This is a genomic window from Ulvibacter sp. 2210JD10-4 (genome assembly GCF_058148525.1).
The window spans coordinates 255,119-272,875 of record NZ_JBYVJZ010000003.1 but is presented as its reverse complement, the minus strand read 5'-3'; the positions used below and the strand labels follow the sequence as shown (position 1 = coordinate 272,875).

The following is a 17,757-nucleotide window of genomic DNA, read 5'->3' as shown; positions in this document are numbered from 1 at the left end:
GGAATGTTTAACTCTGGCTGTAGGTGAAGACAGTTAGAAAAATTAATAAAAGTGGATACATTAAGTTATAAAACAGTTTCAGCGAACAAAGCCACCGTAACGAAAGAGTGGTTGCATGTAGATGCTGAAGGGCAAACATTAGGCCGTCTTGCAAGTGAAGTTGCAAAATTACTTCGCGGAAAGCACAAACCTAATTTTACCCCACACGTTGATTGCGGTGATAACGTAATTATTACTAATGCCGAAAAGATCAACCTAACAGGAAATAAATGGGAAGATAAGACATATATACGTCACACTGGCTACCCGGGCGGACAACGTAGTTTGACTGCCACTGAATTACGAAGCAAAAGACCTGAAAGAGTTATTGAAAAAGCTGTGAAAGGGATGTTGCCTAAAAACAAATTAGGAGCAGAGTTATTCAGAAATTTAAAAGTATATGCCGGTGCAACGCACGATCAAGAGGCACAAAAACCAAAAACCATTAACCTTAACAATATCAAGTAATGGAAGTTATTCACAAAATAGGTAGAAGAAAAACCGCTGTTGCCCGTGTATACCTTTCTGAAGGAAAAGGGAACATCACTGTAAACAAGCGAGACATGGAAACTTACTTTCCTACCGCTACTTTACAATATAAAGTAAGACAACCCTTAGCGTTAACAGAAAACGATAAATCCTTTGACATTAATGTAAATGTTTTTGGTGGTGGAATTACCGGACAAGCTGAAGCAATTCGTTTGGCATTATCTCGTGCTATGTGCGAAGTTAATGAAGAAAACAGATTGGTTTTAAAGCCTGAAGGTTTATTAACAAGAGACCCAAGAATGGTAGAGCGTAAGAAATTCGGTCAGAAGAAAGCTCGTAAGAAATTCCAGTTCTCTAAGCGTTAATTTTATTCTCAACTTAGTTGGGAAACTTATCCGATCCTGGAATTTTGAAAGGTCGGATCACGTTCTTAAACAAGCGTCGAATATTCGACAAATTATTAATAATCGCTGTTATCCGCCTTTGGCGGAGAGTAGTTTAGCATCTAAACCATAATTCGCCTCCGGCGGATAGGTTGCTATCTATTTACAGGAAAGTAAACTATTACAAAATGGCAAACAAAACAGACGTTAAAGACTTGCTGGACGCAGGTGTACATTTTGGTCACTTGACCAGAAAATGGAATCCAAATATGGCTCCTTACATTTATATGGAGCGCAATGGAATTCATATTTTAAATCTTTACAAGACTGCTGCAAAACTTGAAGAAGCTAATGAAGCTCTTAAAAAAATTGCAGCCAGTGGAAGAAAAATCCTTTTCGTAGCTACAAAAAAACAAGCAAAGGACATTGTTGCAGAAAAAGCAGGCAATGCCAACATGCCGTACATTACAGAAAGATGGCCCGGTGGAATGCTTACTAATTTTGTAACGATTAGAAAGGCTGTTAAAAAAATGGCTTCTATTGATCGTATGAAACAAGATGGTACTTTTAACACACTTTCAAAGAAAGAGCGTTTACAAGTAGATCGTCTTCGTGCTAAGTTGGAAAAGAACTTAGGTTCTATTAGTGATATGAGTCGTCTTCCCGGAGCATTGTTCATTGTAGATACTACACGTGAGCATATTGCTGTAAAAGAAGCTCAAAAATTGAACATTCCTATTTTCGCAATGGTAGATACTAATAGTGACCCCCGTGAAATAGACTATGTGATTCCTTCTAATGACGACGCTTCAAAATCTATCGATAAGATAATGACCTCAGTTTCCGAAGCAGTTATTGAAGGCCTTGCCGAGAGAAAGTCCGGCAAAGAAGGTAAAGAAGTTGATGCACCAAAAGCAGCTAAAGCAGCACCTAGCGCTAAGAAAGAAGAAGCTAAAGCCGTTGCAGTAGAAGCTGCTGCTACAAAAGAAGAAGAATAAGAAACATTCAAATAAAACATAAAAGTCGTTTGGTTCTTTTTCTCACTGAAAATAAATTAAACGACTTTTTTCTAATACATAACTTAAAAATTTAATACGATGGCAAACATTACAGCCGCAGAAGTAAATAAATTAAGAAAAGCAACCGGAGCCGGTATGATGGACTGCAAAAAAGCATTGGTCGAGGCAGAAGGTGACTTTGATAAAGCAATTGAGATCCTTAGAAAAAAAGGACAAAAAATAGCTGAAAAAAGAGCAGATCGTGATTCCAGTGAAGGTGCTGTGATCGCAAAAGTAAATGATGCTAAAACAAAAGGAGTGATCGTTTCTTTGAACTGTGAAACTGATTTCGTTGCTAAAAATACCGACTATGTCGCTATGGCACATAAAATGGCAGAAATTGCGTTAAATACTTCAAGCAAAGAAGAATTTTTAGCTGCTGATTTTGGAGGTATGACCGTTGATGAAAAACTTCTTGAACAAACGGGAGTTATTGGTGAGAAAATTGAAATTGGTGCTTATAAAACATTAGAAGCTCCTTTCGTAGGGTCTTATATTCATGGAAATAAAATTGCTGCTTTAGTAGGTTTATCTGCTAACATAGAAGGAGCCGAAACTCTGGCAAAAGATATTTCTATGCAAGTAGCTTCAATGGGAGCAACAACATTATCTTACAAAGATTTCGACGCAGGTTTTATTGTTTCAGAAACCGAAGCCAGAATTGCCGTTATCGAAAAAGATAATATTGAATTGGGAAGATTAGGTAAAACACTTAAAAATGTTCCTAAGTATATTTCCAGAGCACAATTAACCGATGAAGTTCTTGTACAGGCTGAAGAAGATGCAAAAGCTGAATTAAAAGCAGAAGGCAAACCCGAACAAATCTGGGATAGGATTCTACCTGGAAAATTAGAACGTTTTATTTCAGATAATACAACTCTGGATCAGGAACAATGCCTTTTAGACCAAAACTTCATTAAAGATGAAAAAAAGAGCGTCGCCGAATACGTTAAATCTGTTGGCGATGTAGAAGTTGTTTCTTTTGAAAGAGTTTCTTTAGGATAAGCAACATATAGTATATCATGAAAAAAGCCTCCAAATTATTTTGGAGGCTTTTTTATTTTAAGGCAATCATCCATAATTTTTCTTTATTTTTGCCTCAATAAACTACCACTATGCAATACAAAAGAATCCTCTTAAAACTTTCCGGAGAAGCCTTAATGGGTAACCGTCAATACGGCATTGATCCGGAACGACTTAAAGAATATGCAGATGAAATTAAAGATATCACAGCCTTGGGCGTTGAGGTTGCTATTGTAATAGGTGGTGGAAATATTTTTAGAGGAGTTGCAGGTGCCAGCCGAGGTATGGATAGGGTACAGGGAGACCACATGGGTATGTTAGCAACTGTTATTAACGGACTTGCTTTGCAAAGTGCGCTTGAGGATGAAAACATTCCAACCCGTTTACAAAGTGCCATAAAGATCAATGAAGTTGCAGAACCCTTTATACGCCGTAAAGCTATTAGGCATTTAGAAAAAGGGCGTGTGGTAATATTTGGTGGAGGAACCGGAAATCCTTATTTTACTACAGATTCAGCTGCTGTATTACGTGCTATTGAAGTTGGGGCAGATGTTATTTTAAAAGGAACACGTGTAGATGGAATCTATTCAAGTGACCCGGAAAAAGATATAGATGCAACAAAATTTGATTTTATTAGTTTTGATGATGTTCTCAAAAAAGGACTAAAAGTAATGGATACTACTGCCTTTACATTGAGTCAGGAAAATGAATTGCCTATTATTGTTTTCGATATGAATACCAAAGGCAATTTACTTAAAGTGGTTTCCGGAGAAAAAATTGGCACCAAGGTTAACTTATAGTCTTGGCCTGGTTTTTGAAAACAGATTTTAAAAATTTTTAACATGGAAGACGAAATTAAGTTTATTATTGACAGTACACGAGAAGCTATGGGTAAAGCCCTTTCTCATCTTGAAAAAAAATTAGTTAATATCCGTGCCGGTAAAGCATCCCCTTCTATGGTAGCAAGTGTTATGGTAGACTATTACGGTAGTCCAACTCCAATAAATCAAGTTGCTAATGTTAGTACTCCGGACGGGATGACTATTAGTATCCAACCATGGGAAAAAGCCTTGATTCCCGAAATTGAAAAAGGAATTCACCATGCCAATCTTGGTTTCAATCCTATGAATAATGGTGAAAGTGTTATCATTAATGTTCCTCCTTTAACTGAAGAACGAAGAATAGAATTGGCTAAGCAAGCCAAGGCTGAAGCTGAAGAAGCTAAAATTGGGGTGCGCAATGACCGTAAGCATGCTAATAACGAGGTAAAAGAATTGGATATCTCTGAGGATCTGAAAAAAAACCTGGAAATAGATATTCAGCAAATGACGGACAATCATATTACTAAAATTGAAGAAATTCTTTCTCATAAAGAAAAAGAGATCATGACAGTTTAATTGGAAAATAAGTTAAACAAAACACAATAAAAGCGGCTAAACACCGCTTTCTGTATAAATTTGCAGATATAAGTAACTCTTCCTTTTTCATGCGTAAATTATTGGTCCTTTCTTTTATTTTAATAGGATATAGTACCATTGCGCAACAACCCGCTATAGAAACCAAAAAAGATACCACAGCTTCCCGGAAGGGGAAAAAACAAAATCCTTTTAACACCGGTTTTTATCCTATTGGGTTTTTTGATGTCGATTTACGATATCTTATAAAATATAATAACTATGAAGGAATTCGATTGGGTGTTGGAGGTGTTACCAACAATCGTTTATCTGAATATATAAAGCTTGGTGGTTACGTCGCAAGGGGCTTTAAGGATAAAGATATTAAATTTAGTGCCGGAGGTAGTGTTCGGTTAAACAAAAGTGGAAAAACCTGGGTCAACCTCTATTATATTAATGATATTCGTGAGATTGGAACATTCAACTACCTTACTGATGACAGAGTATATTCTGTTTTTGAACCCCGATTGGTAAATATTACACAGTTTTACAAATACAGAACCTGGCAAACAAATATTCAATACGAATTTACCCCAAAAATACTTTCGGAAGTTCGTCTCTCAAGAGTAAAGATTAACCAAATTGAAGACTATCAATTCTTCAAAGATGGAATCACCTATAAAAACTACCATACCACAGAAGCGACTACCTCTATTAGAATTAGCCCAAAAAGTAATTTCTTTACTACAGAAGATGGAAGAGTAGAATATTTTGACGGTTTTCCAAAGATCAGTGCTCAGATCACACAAGGTATCAAAGGTATTTCAAAAAGTGATTTTACTTATACCAAGCTAGGATTAAAATTAGATTACTACATAAAAAGGACTAATCTGTCTTCTACTAATATTTTGGCAGAAGGTAATTTGGCATTTGGAGATGTTCCATTAACACATTTATTTCATGCATATCCCAACAGCCCTACTAAAGATGAAGTCTTTCAGCGTTTCTCGGTTGCGGGTAGACGTAGTTTTGAAACCATGTATTTTGGCGAGTTTTTTTCAGATAAATTGGCAACCATACAAGTGAAGCATAGCTTACGACGATTCAATATTTCACAAAAGTTGCAACCGGAACTTGTCTTTATCACCCGCCATGCCATTGGAAATTTAAAAAACCCGGAAGAACATATTGGTATTGATTTCAATACTTTGAATCAATTGTATTCTGAATCTGGTTTTGAACTTAATAAATTACTTTTTGGGTTTGGATTAAGTTTTGCCTATCGATACGGTTTCTATCACCTCCCGGACCTGGAAGACAATATTTCCTTTAAATTTACTTTTTACCTCAAAATATAGACCCACTAACCATTTAAGTCTGTGGGATTTTAATAACTTTGCGCAGCCAAAAAAAGGTTGATTTGGATAAACTTTTCAGTATAGGGTTTTGGAGTGCTGTTGCTCGTTTTATAATACGAAATCGTACGTTCATTCTTATTGTAATTGCAATTATTACTGTATTCTTTACAATGCAGTGGAAGCATATGCGCTTTACCTATACCGAAGCAAACCTTCTTCCGGATGACCATGAAATTAACGTTGAGTACAACAAATTTTTATCTGAATTTGGTGAAGAAGGAAACCTCATTGTATTAGGAGTAAAGGATTCTACATTATTTACACCATCAAATTTTAAAACCTGGAACCAACTTTCTAAAGACATAAGTCTTTCAGATGAAGTTGAGTTAACCCTTTCTATAGGAGATCTTCAAAAGCTGGAAAAAAGAACCGATAGTGCAGGCTTCCATTTGGTTCCATTCATACAAGATTCTGTTCTAAATGTTGAAAAATTAAAACAATATCAATTCGAGCTTTTTAACAAATTGCCTTTTTATAATGGTTTAATATACAGCCCTAACAAGCAATCGATACGTACAGCAATCTACCTCAACAAGGACATTGTAAATAGCCCGGCCAGAAAAGATTTTATTGATAACGACCTCATCCCTCTTATTGAAAATTTTGAAGAACAGACCGGAATTAAGATTCATACCTCCGGAATGCCTTACATCCGTACGCTTAATTCGCAAAATATTATTGACGAAATTGGAATGTTCATAGGTGCAGCTCTTCTGGTAACCTCACTTATCTTTTTCTTTTTCTTCAGGTCTTTTAGAGCCACTTTCATCTCGATGGTGACTGTGATTATCGGCGTAATGTGGGCCTTTGGAATTTTAGGATTGTTACATTACGAAATTACGGTACTTACGGCTTTGATTCCTCCCTTGATTATTGTAATTGGTATTCCCAATTGTATTTTCCTTATTAATAAATATCAACAGGAAATTAAACAGCATGGAAACCAGGCAAAATCATTACAACGTGTTATTTCAAAAGTTGGAAATGCAACTTTAATGACCAATGTAACTACTGCTTCTGGTTTTGCAACCTTTATTTTAACCAATAGCAAGCTTTTAAAAGAATTTGGTATTGTTGCCTCGATTAACATCATTGCCATCTTCTTATTAAGCCTATTCATTATTCCAATTGTCTATAGCTATATGGCAGTCCCAAAATACAAACACTTAAAGCATCTTAACAAGCAGTGGATAGGTAAGTTTGTAAGCTGGATGGAACGTATGGTAAAAGAGCATCGTATTGCTATTTATATTATGGCAGTCGCATTACTGTGTACAAGTATCATTGGAATCTTCAACATTAAACTTTCCGGAAGTCTCATTGAAGATATGCCTAAAAAGGCTGAATTCTTTCAGGATATAAAGTTCTTTGAAACTGAGTATGAAGGAATAATGCCTTTGGAAATCCTTATCGATACCAAAAGGCAAAAAGGGGTAATGAAGCTAGCTACTTTAAAAAGAATGGATGAATTACAGGAGTATTTAGAAGAAATTCCTGAGCTCTCAAAACCAATTTCTATAGTCGAATTAGTAAAATATTCTAAGCAGGCTTACTATAACAACAATCCGGAATATTACCAACTTCCTAATAGTCAGGAACGCACCTTTATACTTTCTAATGCAAAAAGTAGTGCTAAAGACTCTAATTTACTATCCAGTTATGTAGATAGTACCGGACAATATGCACGTATCACTACTTTCATGAAAGATACCAAAACAGAACGTTTTGACCGTATTGAAGAAGACTTACGCACAAAAGTCAACAAAATATTTCCAGTTGAACGTTATGATGTTTCTATTACAGGAAAAGCTTTAGTCTTTCAAAAAGGCACTAAGTATTTGGTAACAAATCTGGTAATTTCATTATCTCTTGCTATTTTCCTTATTGCATTATTAATGGCATGGATGTTTAGAAGCTTACGAATGATCTTGGTTTCTCTTATTCCTAACTTATTACCTTTAATAATCACAGCAGGGTTAATGGGGTTTTTAGGCGTTCCCATTAAACCCTCTACTATTTTGGTATTTAGTATTGCATTTGGTATTTCTGTAGATGATACCATCCATTTTTTGGCAAAATACAGACAAGAATTAATTTCTAACAACTGGAAAATTAAAAAGTCTGTGTATGCAGCTTTACGTGAAACCGGTGTTAGTATGTTCTATACTTCTATTGTCTTGTTCTTTGGGTTTTCAGTATTTACCATTTCAAGTTTTGGAGGCACTGTAGCTTTAGGAGCTTTAGTCTCTGCAACATTGTTATTTGCAATGCTTGCTAATCTGCTATTACTTCCTTCACTGTTATTATCCCTGGAAAGAAGTATTGCCAATAAGGAAACACTTAAAAAACCGGCACTTAAAATTATTCCCGATAGCGAAGAAGAAGAGTAGGTTTTGTTGCTCTTTTTGTAACTAAGAAGTATATTTACCCCTCAAAAATTTGAACCATGCAGCATACAGAAATTAATGAACTATTGCAAAGAGAACCTTCTCTTCATGAAGTTATTGTAAGAGGTTGGGTGCGCTCTTTTAGGAGTAATCGCTTTATCGCCTTAAATGATGGTTCTACAATTAATAATTTACAATGTGTTGTTGATTTTTCCACTGTTGAAGAAGAGGTCCTTAAAAAAGTTACCGTTGGTGCTGCTATTGAAGTAAATGGCCTTTTAGTAGAAAGCCAAGGGAAAGGACAAAAAGTTGAAGTTCAGGTTTCTAAAATTGAAATTTTGGGAGAAGCAGACCCCGAAGAAGTCAAATTAACTATTCTTTCTCCCAAGCGTCATACAATGGAAACCTTACGTGAGCAAGCGCATTTACGTATTCGCACCAACACCTTTGGAGCCGTAATGCGATTGCGTTCAAAACTAGCTTTTGCAGTTCATGAATACTTTCAGAAAAATGGGTTTTACTATATGCATGCACCCATTATTACCGGAAGTGATGCAGAAGGTGCCGGAGAAATGTTTCGGGTAAGTGCGTTGGATCCGGAAAATCTGCCATTAGATGAAAACGGAAACGTAAATTACAAAGAAGACTTTTTTGAAAAAGAAACCAATCTTACGGTAAGTGGCCAATTGGAAGCTGAAACCTACGCAATGGGATTGGGAAAAGTATATACCTTTGGTCCTACTTTCCGCGCTGAAAACTCAAATACTTCGCGCCATTTAGCTGAATTCTGGATGATAGAACCGGAAATTGCTTTTTGTGACTTGGATGGAAATATGGATCTGGCTGAAGATTTTATAAAATATGTAATTAAGTATGCTATAGATAATTGTGGTGATGATCTTGAGTTTTTAGAAAACAGGTTACTTCAGGAAGAAAAAAATAAACCCCAGGCAGAGCGTAGTGAAATGTCACTTAGAGAAAAGCTTCAGTTTGTTTTGGAAAATAACTTCAAACGAGTAAGCTATACTGAAGCAATTGAGATATTAAAAAGATCTAAACCTAATCAGAAGAAAAAATTTAAGTACATCATTGAAGAATGGGGAGCAGACCTGCAAAGTGAACATGAGCGTTTTCTAGTAGAAAAACATTTTAAATGTCCAGTGATCTTGTTTGATTATCCGGCTGAGATAAAGTCGTTTTATATGCGATTGAACGATGATGGAAAGACCGTTCGTGCCATGGACGTTCTTTTCCCGGGAATAGGTGAAATTGTAGGTGGCTCACAACGTGAAGAGCGTTACGATGTCTTAAAACAAAAGATGGAGACCATGGGAATTCCTCAGGACGAATTGTATTGGTATCTGGACCTTAGAAAATTTGGCACAGCAGTGCATAGTGGTTTTGGACTTGGGTTTGAACGTTTGGTACAATTTGTAACCGGAATGGGAAATATTCGTGATGTAATACCATATCCGCGTACTCCTGGAAATGCAGAATTTTAAAAGAGACCAACAAAGAAGATTTCCGGAAACCAAAAGTTTTTAAGGGTATTTACAATACTATCGCTTCTTCAGGCTTTAAAGTTTCAATTTATAGTCTTTTTTCATAAGCTTTTATTAAAACCGACAACTTCTCACTGGTAAGTAGCTGGTTTTTTTTAACTTTATATATAAGAATGTTAAAACAACAATTAAACTTTAAATTATCCCAGAAGCTTTCGCCGCAACAAATCCAGTTGATGAAGCTTATACAATTACCTACACAAGCTTTTGAGCAACGTATTTCTCAGGAAATGGAAGAAAACCCTGCATTAGAAGGAGGTAAAGATGATGCCGATACTTTTGAAGATGATTTTAATAATGATGATTCTTACGAAGATGACTATAACGACGGTTCTGAAGTCATTGAAACAGACATAAATGTCGATGATTATTTGAGTGATGATGAAACACCCAGTTATAAGCTTTCAGCAAATAACTACAGTGCAGATGACGAAGAGAAGCAAACACCATATGCTTCGGGGACTTCTTTTAACCAGTACTTGTTGCAGCAATTAAATACATACCGGTTAAATGAAGAAGAGAAAGAAATTGCCCATTTTTTGGTTGGCAGCGTAGATGAAAGTGGTTATATAAGACGTGACATACAAGACATTGTAGATGATCTGGCATTTACACAAAATGTGTATACTTCTGAAGAAAATATTGAAAAGATCTTACAAATCGTTCAAGGATTAGATCCTGCAGGAGTGGGTGCCCGTAATCTTCAGGAATGTTTATTAATTCAATTGAAAAGAAAAGAAGATAGCACTTCTATCCTACTTGCAACAGAAATTATTGAAGCATCTTTTGATCATTTTTCAAAAAAGCATTACAATAAATTACTTCAGAAATTTGATATCTCTGAAGATCAACTGCGTGAAGCTATTCACGAAATAGAATGTTTAAACCCTAAACCGGGAGGTGCCTATACCGGAAATACCAGAATGATAGAGCACGTAGTCCCGGATTTTGCCATAAAAATTATAGATGGCGAACTGGATCTTACTTTAAACGGAAGAAATGCTCCGGAACTCCATGTATCCCACGAATATACCAATATGTTAAAGAGTTATAAGGAATCTAAGGACAAATCAAAATCTCAAAAAGATGCCGTACTCTTCATCAAACAAAAATTAGATGCTGCCAAATGGTTCATTGATGCGATTAAGCAAAGGCAGCAAACGTTGTTTGTTACCATGAATGCTATTATGCACCATCAAAAGGAATATTTTTTAACAGGTGATGAACGTAAACTAAAACCTATGATCTTAAAAGATATTGCAGATACAATAGGAATGGATGTTTCAACAGTTTCTCGTGTTGCCAATAGTAAATATGTAGACACCCCTTATGGCACAAAGCTAATTAAGGAATTCTTTAGTGAATCTATGAAAAATGACCAGGGAGAAGATGTTTCTACTAAAGAGATAAAGAAAATTTTGGAGATAACCATTGGAGAAGAAGACAAAAAAAAGCCACTTACTGATGATAAACTGGCAAAAATATTGAAAGAAAAAGGATACCCTATTGCTCGTCGTACAGTAGCAAAATATCGTGAGCAACTTGATTTACCCGTAGCACGTCTCCGAAAAGAAATTTAATGAATCACTTTTTACGTATCGCTGCTTATTTGTTACATCCTCTTCTGATGCCTCTTTTGGGTACTTTTTTATATTTTATCATTACTCCCAGATATGTAGAACCAGAATTAGTCAGAGCAAAACTCTTGGCAGTCATTATCATCACTTTATTGATTCCTCTTATCACTTTTTTTTTATTAAAGAATCTAGGGGTCGTTTCGTCCATTCACTTAGAAGAAGTCAAGGAACGTAAAGTTCCATTAATGATTCAGTGCTTGTTATTACTACTTATCATTAAGATGGTTTTTGACCCATATGACAGTTTAGAAATGTATTACTTTTTTGTTGGTATTCTCTTTTCAGGGATCACAGCGCTTATGCTTGTTTTTTTTAATTTTAAAATTAGCCTGCACCAAATGGGTATTGCCGGTGTTACAATGTTTTTAATAGCATTAAGCGTGCACTTTAAAGTAAATATGTTGTTGTGGATTGGCTTTTTTTTCTTCTGTAATGGTTGGGTAGCTTCTTCACGTTTACACACTAAATCTCACAATAATACAGAACTACTTGCAGGTTTTTTTGTTGGTGTTATTCCACAACTTATTCTGATAAATTTTTGGTTATAGGATATAAAAAACCAGCCCTATCTTAATAGTTCTAAACTCTACAGCCTGGCCATTTGTTGTAACGGCATTTTTAAAAAATGGATTGATGCTATAGTAAGCGTAAAAATTGAAGGTATTGTATCCAAAGCTTAAAGTTGCTCCCAATCGCAAACGCTCAAACTCTGGAATATCTGTTTGAAAAATGTCATTATTCGTTTGTTTAAAAGTTGATCTGTACCAGTAAGTATAGCCCATTCTAAAGCCGGCATGGACTCTCCAAAATTTATAAACTTCAGGCGTTGAAGTGCGCCATCTAAACTCAACCGGAGCTTCTACTGTCGCTGTACTAAAACGATTGGTATCGTAATTTATATCATCCTCCAAAACTGTAAAAATTGTCGTTTCAGTATCTGTTTCACCAATGAAAAGGGTTTGTCCATACCTGTCAAAAGAAAAAGCCGCTCCAATAGCTATAGCAACGTTTCGTCTTTTATTGATGGGCATATCACGTAAATAGCCAAATTGTAACCCTCCGGAGAATCCTCTTGTGTTAGTACCATCTGGCACAGAACTTAAAAGGTTATAGGTTGCTCCAATAAAGAATTGGTCTTCACGGTATAAAGAGTCAACCTTTTTTGAAATTTTATCTTGTGCAAGGCTTTTTGTAGCGAGTAGCAGCAAAAAAACAGAAAAAGAAAATTTTAAGTGACGTGACATAGGTTAAAGATAAATGTATTTACGAATATCTGAAATAAAAAAGCGCCTTGAAGTTATTCAAGGCGCTTTTAAATTTTATAAAATCTCTAATTAGTTTTGCGTTTCGTTACCTGGAGTAGTAATGTAAATGATCTTTAACATATTTAACTCTCTCAATTCTTGTTTGATATCTGAAACAAGTCCTGTATTGGTATCTTCATCAACCTTTAGAGCTACCATTACTTTGTCCTGAAGCTCAGGACGTAGTTTTGCTCTTAATTCGGTCAAGGCAAACTTTATATTAGTTACATCTGTATATTTATCTCCAATTTGAATTTTACCCTCGGTTCCATACTTCTCTTGGTATCTGGAACTTGGCTTTCCTGCATAAATATATATAGAACGGTCTTTTTTAAGTTTTTCAACTTGGTCTGCTTTTGGTAATGTGTTTTGGACTAACAGGTTATTGTCTCGTAAAACGGTTACCACCATAAAGAAGAATAACAACATAAATACAATATCCGGTAAGGATGCAGTATTAACTGCTGGCACTTCACTACTTTTTTTCTTTGTGAACTTTGACATATTCTTTACTGTTTATTGTCCTTGCTTTTTAGGTTCTGCTTCAGAAAGTTTTAGAGGAAATAATTTTTGAATACTCTCTAGTTTTTCCTGTATATCATCTTCATTTCCTTTAAACCTACCTCCTCCTTCATCCAATTCTTTTTTAACTTCTGTAAATTTCCAGCCATATAAACGTTGAGATTCTCTATCTCTTAAATAATTATAAGCTGCAACTAGTTCATTTTGAACAGTTATATACATTTTATATGAAGTTAGTCGATCGTTTTGAACAGATATAACAGCTTTATCTGGATTGTCTGAAGAAGATGCGTCTCTTTTCCCTTTACAATAATTACAATATAGAGGACTTCCAGCCGGAGCACCACCATTATCTAGAAAGTCGATAGCAGCTTGACGTAAATCCTTCACATCCATGAGTTCTTCTTCAACAAGCAATTGATCACTTTTATTTACATTAACAATAAATAAATTCTTTTGCTTTATAACAACCTGTTCATCTGTTGGCGGCTCATCAGGTGGCAATTGTCTCGCAATCCCTTTGTCTTTTTCAATTGTAGTAGTTACTAAGAAAAAGATAAGAAGCAGGAATGCAATGTCTGCCATAGACCCGGCATTAACTTCGGGTGTTGCTCTTCTTGCCATTATTTAGTGATTTTTTTAATTCCGCTTAAAACCATAGCACCAATAGCCAAAATAGCCATGATGTAGAAAGTATATAATCCGGTTCCAACCCATTTTGACCCGCTTGCGGAAAGCATATCACCATCTCGCAAAGGTGTTTCTACTCCACTTGCCATGACATAAGAAATAACAACTATTAGCAAAAATGCGCCTATAGAAATGAGTGTTTTCTTAATATTTCCAGCGAATATTCCTTTCAGAACGAATAAAAGTACAAAGAGGAGAACTATTGCAAATATTATATAAGCTACGTATAAGAATCCGTCAACTCCCTCTCCGGTCGCACTAACAGCATCATCTCCCTTAGATATTATCATAGCAAGGAAAATAATTCCTGCTACGCTTAGAAGTAATGCTACAATTTTTAAAATTTTATGTAAACCCATTACGTGGTGTATTTTAAATTATCTTTTGTTTTTGTAATCAACCAACATATCTATTAATGTAATAGATGCGTCTTCCATACTGTTAACAATGCTATCAATTTTAGCAATGATATAGTTGTAGAAAATCTGAAGTATAATTGCTACGATCAAACCAAATACGGTTGTTAAAAGTGCTACTTTAATACCTCCTGCTACCAATGATGGGTTCATATCACCAGCTGCTTCAATTTTATCAAACGCCAAAATCATACCTATTACCGTTCCCATGAAACCTAGCATAGGAGCTAAGGCGATAAACAAAGATATCCAAGATACATTTTTTTCTAATTGTCCCATTTGCACTCCTCCATACGCAATTACTGCTTTTTCTGCAGCATCAATACTCTCGTCTGCACGGTCTAGTCCTTGATAATAAATAGATGCAACGGGGCCTTTTGTATTTCTACAAACTTCCTTAGCAGCTTCAATACCACCACTATTTAAGGCATCTTCCACATTTTGAGCTAATTTTTGAGTATTAGTGGTAGACAGGTTCAAATAAATAATTCTCTCAATAGCAATTGCTAAACCAAGAATTAAACATAAAAGTACAATCCCCATAAATCCAGGACCACCTTCAATGAAACGTTGTTTAAGATTTTGATGCCATCCTTGAGGCTCTTCTCCGGAGGATGCTTCCTCATCTTGAATGATTGTTACTGTTGCTGCTGTTACCAAAGTGGTAGATGCTGTTTGCGTAACTGTTGCATTTGCATTAAAGGATCCCGCAAAAACTAGTGCGGCAATTGCCATAATAGAAAATAATTTTTTCATTGCTATCGACTTAAAGTTTGATTTTAGTTAAAGGTTTAAAGATATAAAATAATTTAGTTAATCTCCAAGATTATTATTCTTGGGGTAATATTTGCCAGTATAAAGATTATCGGGGCTTACTATCATTACTTCACAATTAATTTTCAATAGAAAGCTCTTATGATAATTCATAAAATTTGGAATTGTCTCTCTTTTCCAAAAACAAATTTCGCAGAGAGGAAGGGATTCGAACCCTCGATACGCTTTTGGCGTATACACACTTTCCAGGCGTGCGCCTTCGACCACTCGGCCACCTCTCTAAAATAGATTTGACGAATGCGCCAAAAGGACGGGCAAATAACAAAAAAAAAATTAGCTGATAAAATATTTGAACAGTTTATTTATAACATTTCCCCACGCAAAGATGTTTCGAAAATTGTTTTGAGGCTTCCGGTTGAAACATCTTGCCCTAATAAATACATCAATTTTGTTAGAGCAGCTTCTGTTGTACAATCTTTTCCCGAAATTACACCCATCTTTTTTAAATCAATACTGGTTTCATACAATCCCATTATAACGCTCCCTCCGGAACACTGGGTAACATTAATAACAGGGACCCCTTTTTCAGTAAGTTTTTTTAATGCTTTTATAAACCAGGCCTCATTGGTTACATTTCCGCTTCCATAGGTCTCCAGAACCAATCCTTTTATTTGCGGATAGGCAAATAAATATTTAATTGTGGTCTCGTCTATACCGGGAAACATTTTCACAAGCAATATATTGGATTCCATTTTTTTATGGACACGTAGCTTTTTTCTGCGGTTGGACCTATAGAGTGCTTCATTATTCACTACTAAGTGTACGCCGCTTTCTGCTAATGCCGGATAATTAAGAGAGGCAAAAGCTTCAAAATGTTCAGCATTAATTTTCGTAGTTCGGTTGGCTCGATATAATTTGTATTCAAAATACAGACATACCTCAGTAATTTTAGATCGTCCTTTTTCTTTTAGTGTTGCAATTTGAATGGAAGTAATTAAATTCTCTTTAGCATCGGTCCGTAAATCACCAATAGGTAATTGAGATCCTGTAAAAACTACCGGTTTACTTAAATTTTCCAGCATGAAACTTAATGCAGAAGCTGTATAGGACATTGTATCACTCCCATGCAATACTACAAAACCATCAAAACTGTCATATCTTTTTTCTATAATTGAAGCGATATCTGCCCAGTATCTTGGGTTCATATTAGAACTATCAATAGGTTTTTTAAAACTGGTAGTAGCAATCTTACAGTCTAAGAGCTTTAATTCCGGAATATGTTTTAACAGATCTTTGAAATTGAAATTGCGCAAGGTACCTGTTTCAAAATCTTTAATCATCCCAATGGTACCACCGGTATATATAAGAAGTATACTTGCTTTTGTATTCATTTTTCTGAACTATTTATATTCCAAAAACCTCTTTTGAGTTCTTGGTTGTAATCCTTGCTATAGTTGTTTTTGAAACACCATATACCTCACTCAATTTTTCACAAACCAAAGACAGGTAACTACTCTCATTTCGTTTCCCCCGATACGGAACAGGTGAAAGATAGGGTGAATCTGTTTCCAAAACTATGTGTTTTAAATCTATTTGATGAAGAAACGTGTCGATCTTTCCATTTTTAAAAGTGACTACCCCACCAATACCTAGCTTCATATTAAAAGAAATAGCCTGTTTTGCTTGTTCTAAGGTTCCTGTAAAGCAATGAAAAATTCCGAAGAGTGCATCATCTTTTTCGGTTTCCAATACTTCAAAAATTTCGTCAAAAGCATCCCGGCAATGAATTACTATGGGAAGTTTATACTTTTTGGCTAATTGAATTTGTCTTTTAAAAGCAATCTTCTGAATCTCTAAAGTAGATGTATCCCAGTACAAATCAATTCCTATTTCTCCTACTGCCAAAAAATCTCTTTTCTTAAATTGATCCTCTACATGTTTTAATTCAGTTTCAAAATTATCCTTCACTGAAGTAGGATGTAGTCCCATCATTAAAAAAACCTGATCCGGATATTGTTTTTCCAGTGTGTACATTGCATCTGTATAATGACTATCTATCGCAGGGATAAAAAAACGTTGTATACCGGCCTCAAAAGCACGCTGCATCATAGCATCCCGGTCTTCATCAAAGGCTTCGCTATATAAATGGGTATGGGTGTCTGTCAACATAATTGCAAAGCTAACTATTTTGTTAGCTATCTTTGCAAAAAAAATCGTGTGATACAACTAAGAAATTTATTAGAAACCAGTGGATTTTATAGGGTTCCTTTAAAAAAATTGATTTCCGGCCATTATCAGCTTATAGCAAAAATTAACAATGTTAAAGGGAACTTTATTTTAGATACCGGAGCCTCAACAAGTTGTATTGGATTTGATAGCATTCAATATTTTTTTCTCAAGAATGAAGAAAGTGATATAAAAGCAGCCGGTGCAGGAGCTGTAAATATGAAAACTGAATTGGCTCGTAAAAATCATATTTCAATTGGTGCCTGGCACTCAAAAAATATGGATTTTGTTTTGTTTGACCTTTCTCATATAAACAAAGCTTTAGAGGAGGTTCATGAAGATTCTGTTCATGGAATTATTGGTGCAGATTTCTTAAAAAACACGCGAGCTGTCATTGATTATGGAAGGAATTGTGTTTATGTAAAATAGAAAAAG

At 35.3% G+C, this 17,757-nt stretch carries 19 protein-coding genes and 1 tRNA gene; 12 read left to right on the top strand and 8 right to left on the bottom strand.

Annotated features, from left to right (window positions below; all coding sequences use genetic code 11):
- The first annotated feature begins 51 nt into the window (after positions 1 to 51).
- The 11 genes from rplM to ACY2RT_RS09200 all read left to right on the top strand — a co-directional run bounded on the left by rplM (position 52) and on the right by ACY2RT_RS09200 (position 11,938).
- On the top strand, positions 52 to 507 hold the full coding sequence (gene rplM, locus ACY2RT_RS09250) for a 50S ribosomal protein L13 (protein ID WP_490155628.1): 456 nt from the start codon (positions 52 to 54) through the stop codon (positions 505 to 507).
- Positions 507 to 893 (top strand): 30S ribosomal protein S9, encoded by a 387-nt coding sequence (rpsI, locus tag ACY2RT_RS09245; protein ID WP_490155627.1) that lies wholly within the window; start codon positions 507 to 509, stop codon positions 891 to 893. The genes rplM and rpsI overlap by 1 nt, the downstream gene beginning before the upstream one ends.
- A 206-nt stretch (positions 894 to 1,099) precedes the next feature.
- Positions 1,100 to 1,909, top strand: a complete 810-nt coding sequence (gene rpsB / locus ACY2RT_RS09240; protein WP_490155626.1) for a 30S ribosomal protein S2 — start codon at positions 1,100 to 1,102, stop codon at positions 1,907 to 1,909.
- 99 nt (positions 1,910 to 2,008) lie between these two features.
- Positions 2,009 to 2,974, top strand: a complete 966-nt coding sequence (gene tsf, locus ACY2RT_RS09235) for a translation elongation factor Ts (protein ID WP_490155625.1) — start codon at positions 2,009 to 2,011, stop codon at positions 2,972 to 2,974.
- A gap of 110 nt (positions 2,975 to 3,084) precedes the next feature.
- Positions 3,085 to 3,792, top strand: a complete 708-nt coding sequence (gene pyrH, locus ACY2RT_RS09230) for a UMP kinase (protein ID WP_490155624.1) — start codon at positions 3,085 to 3,087, stop codon at positions 3,790 to 3,792.
- Positions 3,793 to 3,834: 42 nt separating this feature from the next.
- Entirely contained in the window at positions 3,835 to 4,389 is a 555-nt protein-coding gene (frr, locus tag ACY2RT_RS09225) for a ribosome recycling factor (RefSeq protein ID WP_490155623.1), read from the top strand.
- An 89-nt stretch (positions 4,390 to 4,478) separates the two neighbouring features.
- On the top strand, positions 4,479 to 5,744 hold the full coding sequence (locus tag ACY2RT_RS09220) for a DUF5686 family C-terminal domain-containing protein (RefSeq protein WP_490155622.1): 1,266 nt from the start codon (positions 4,479 to 4,481) through the stop codon (positions 5,742 to 5,744).
- 62 nt (positions 5,745 to 5,806) lie between these two features.
- A complete protein-coding gene (locus tag ACY2RT_RS09215; RefSeq protein WP_490155621.1) occupies positions 5,807 to 8,194 on the top strand; it encodes an efflux RND transporter permease subunit in 2,388 nt (795 codons plus the stop codon).
- 56 nt (positions 8,195 to 8,250) lie between these two features.
- Positions 8,251 to 9,693 carry an asparagine--tRNA ligase gene (gene asnS, locus ACY2RT_RS09210; RefSeq protein ID WP_490155620.1) on the top strand — a complete coding sequence of 481 codons (1,443 nt, stop codon included), beginning with the start codon at positions 8,251 to 8,253 and terminating at the stop codon, positions 9,691 to 9,693.
- Between the two features lie 173 nt (positions 9,694 to 9,866).
- Positions 9,867 to 11,333 (top strand): RNA polymerase factor sigma-54, encoded by a 1,467-nt coding sequence (gene rpoN / locus ACY2RT_RS09205; RefSeq protein WP_490155619.1) that lies wholly within the window; start codon positions 9,867 to 9,869, stop codon positions 11,331 to 11,333.
- Positions 11,333 to 11,938 carry a hypothetical protein gene (locus ACY2RT_RS09200; protein ID WP_490155618.1) on the top strand — a complete coding sequence of 202 codons (606 nt, stop codon included), beginning with the start codon at positions 11,333 to 11,335 and terminating at the stop codon, positions 11,936 to 11,938. The genes rpoN and ACY2RT_RS09200 overlap by 1 nt, the downstream gene beginning before the upstream one ends.
- Here ACY2RT_RS09200 and ACY2RT_RS09195 read toward each other — a convergent pair.
- The 8 genes from ACY2RT_RS09195 to ACY2RT_RS09160 all read right to left on the bottom strand — a co-directional run bounded on the left by ACY2RT_RS09195 (position 11,933) and on the right by ACY2RT_RS09160 (position 17,265).
- Entirely contained in the window at positions 11,933 to 12,634 is a 702-nt protein-coding gene (locus ACY2RT_RS09195; protein ID WP_490155617.1) for an outer membrane beta-barrel protein, read from the bottom strand. The two genes, ACY2RT_RS09200 and ACY2RT_RS09195, sit on opposite strands and share 6 nt — an antisense overlap.
- 90 nt (positions 12,635 to 12,724) lie before the next feature.
- Complete coding sequence (locus ACY2RT_RS09190; RefSeq protein WP_490155616.1) at positions 12,725 to 13,198, bottom strand: ExbD/TolR family protein; 474 nt, start codon at positions 13,196 to 13,198, stop codon at positions 12,725 to 12,727.
- Positions 13,199 to 13,210: 12 nt separating this feature from the next.
- On the bottom strand, positions 13,211 to 13,840 hold the full coding sequence (locus tag ACY2RT_RS09185) for an ExbD/TolR family protein (protein ID WP_490155615.1): 630 nt from the start codon (positions 13,838 to 13,840) through the stop codon (positions 13,211 to 13,213).
- Positions 13,840 to 14,265, bottom strand: a complete 426-nt coding sequence (locus ACY2RT_RS09180) for a hypothetical protein (protein ID WP_490155614.1) — start codon at positions 14,263 to 14,265, stop codon at positions 13,840 to 13,842. The genes ACY2RT_RS09185 and ACY2RT_RS09180 overlap by 1 nt, the downstream gene beginning before the upstream one ends.
- A gap of 18 nt (positions 14,266 to 14,283) precedes the next feature.
- Positions 14,284 to 15,078 (bottom strand): MotA/TolQ/ExbB proton channel family protein, encoded by a 795-nt coding sequence (locus ACY2RT_RS09175; RefSeq protein WP_490155613.1) that lies wholly within the window; start codon positions 15,076 to 15,078, stop codon positions 14,284 to 14,286.
- A 211-nt stretch (positions 15,079 to 15,289) separates the two neighbouring features.
- Positions 15,290 to 15,377, bottom strand: a tRNA-Ser gene (locus ACY2RT_RS09170).
- Positions 15,378 to 15,458: 81 nt separating this feature from the next.
- Positions 15,459 to 16,487, bottom strand: a complete 1,029-nt coding sequence (locus ACY2RT_RS09165; RefSeq protein ID WP_490155612.1) for an asparaginase — start codon at positions 16,485 to 16,487, stop codon at positions 15,459 to 15,461.
- A gap of 13 nt (positions 16,488 to 16,500) precedes the next feature.
- Positions 16,501 to 17,265, bottom strand: a complete 765-nt coding sequence (locus tag ACY2RT_RS09160; RefSeq protein ID WP_490155611.1) for a TatD family hydrolase — start codon at positions 17,263 to 17,265, stop codon at positions 16,501 to 16,503.
- A 48-nt stretch (positions 17,266 to 17,313) separates the two neighbouring features.
- Between ACY2RT_RS09160 and ACY2RT_RS09155 the strand changes: the two genes are divergently transcribed.
- Entirely contained in the window at positions 17,314 to 17,751 is a 438-nt protein-coding gene (locus ACY2RT_RS09155) for a retropepsin-like aspartic protease family protein (RefSeq protein ID WP_490155610.1), read from the top strand.
- Positions 17,752 to 17,757 lie beyond the last annotated feature (6 nt).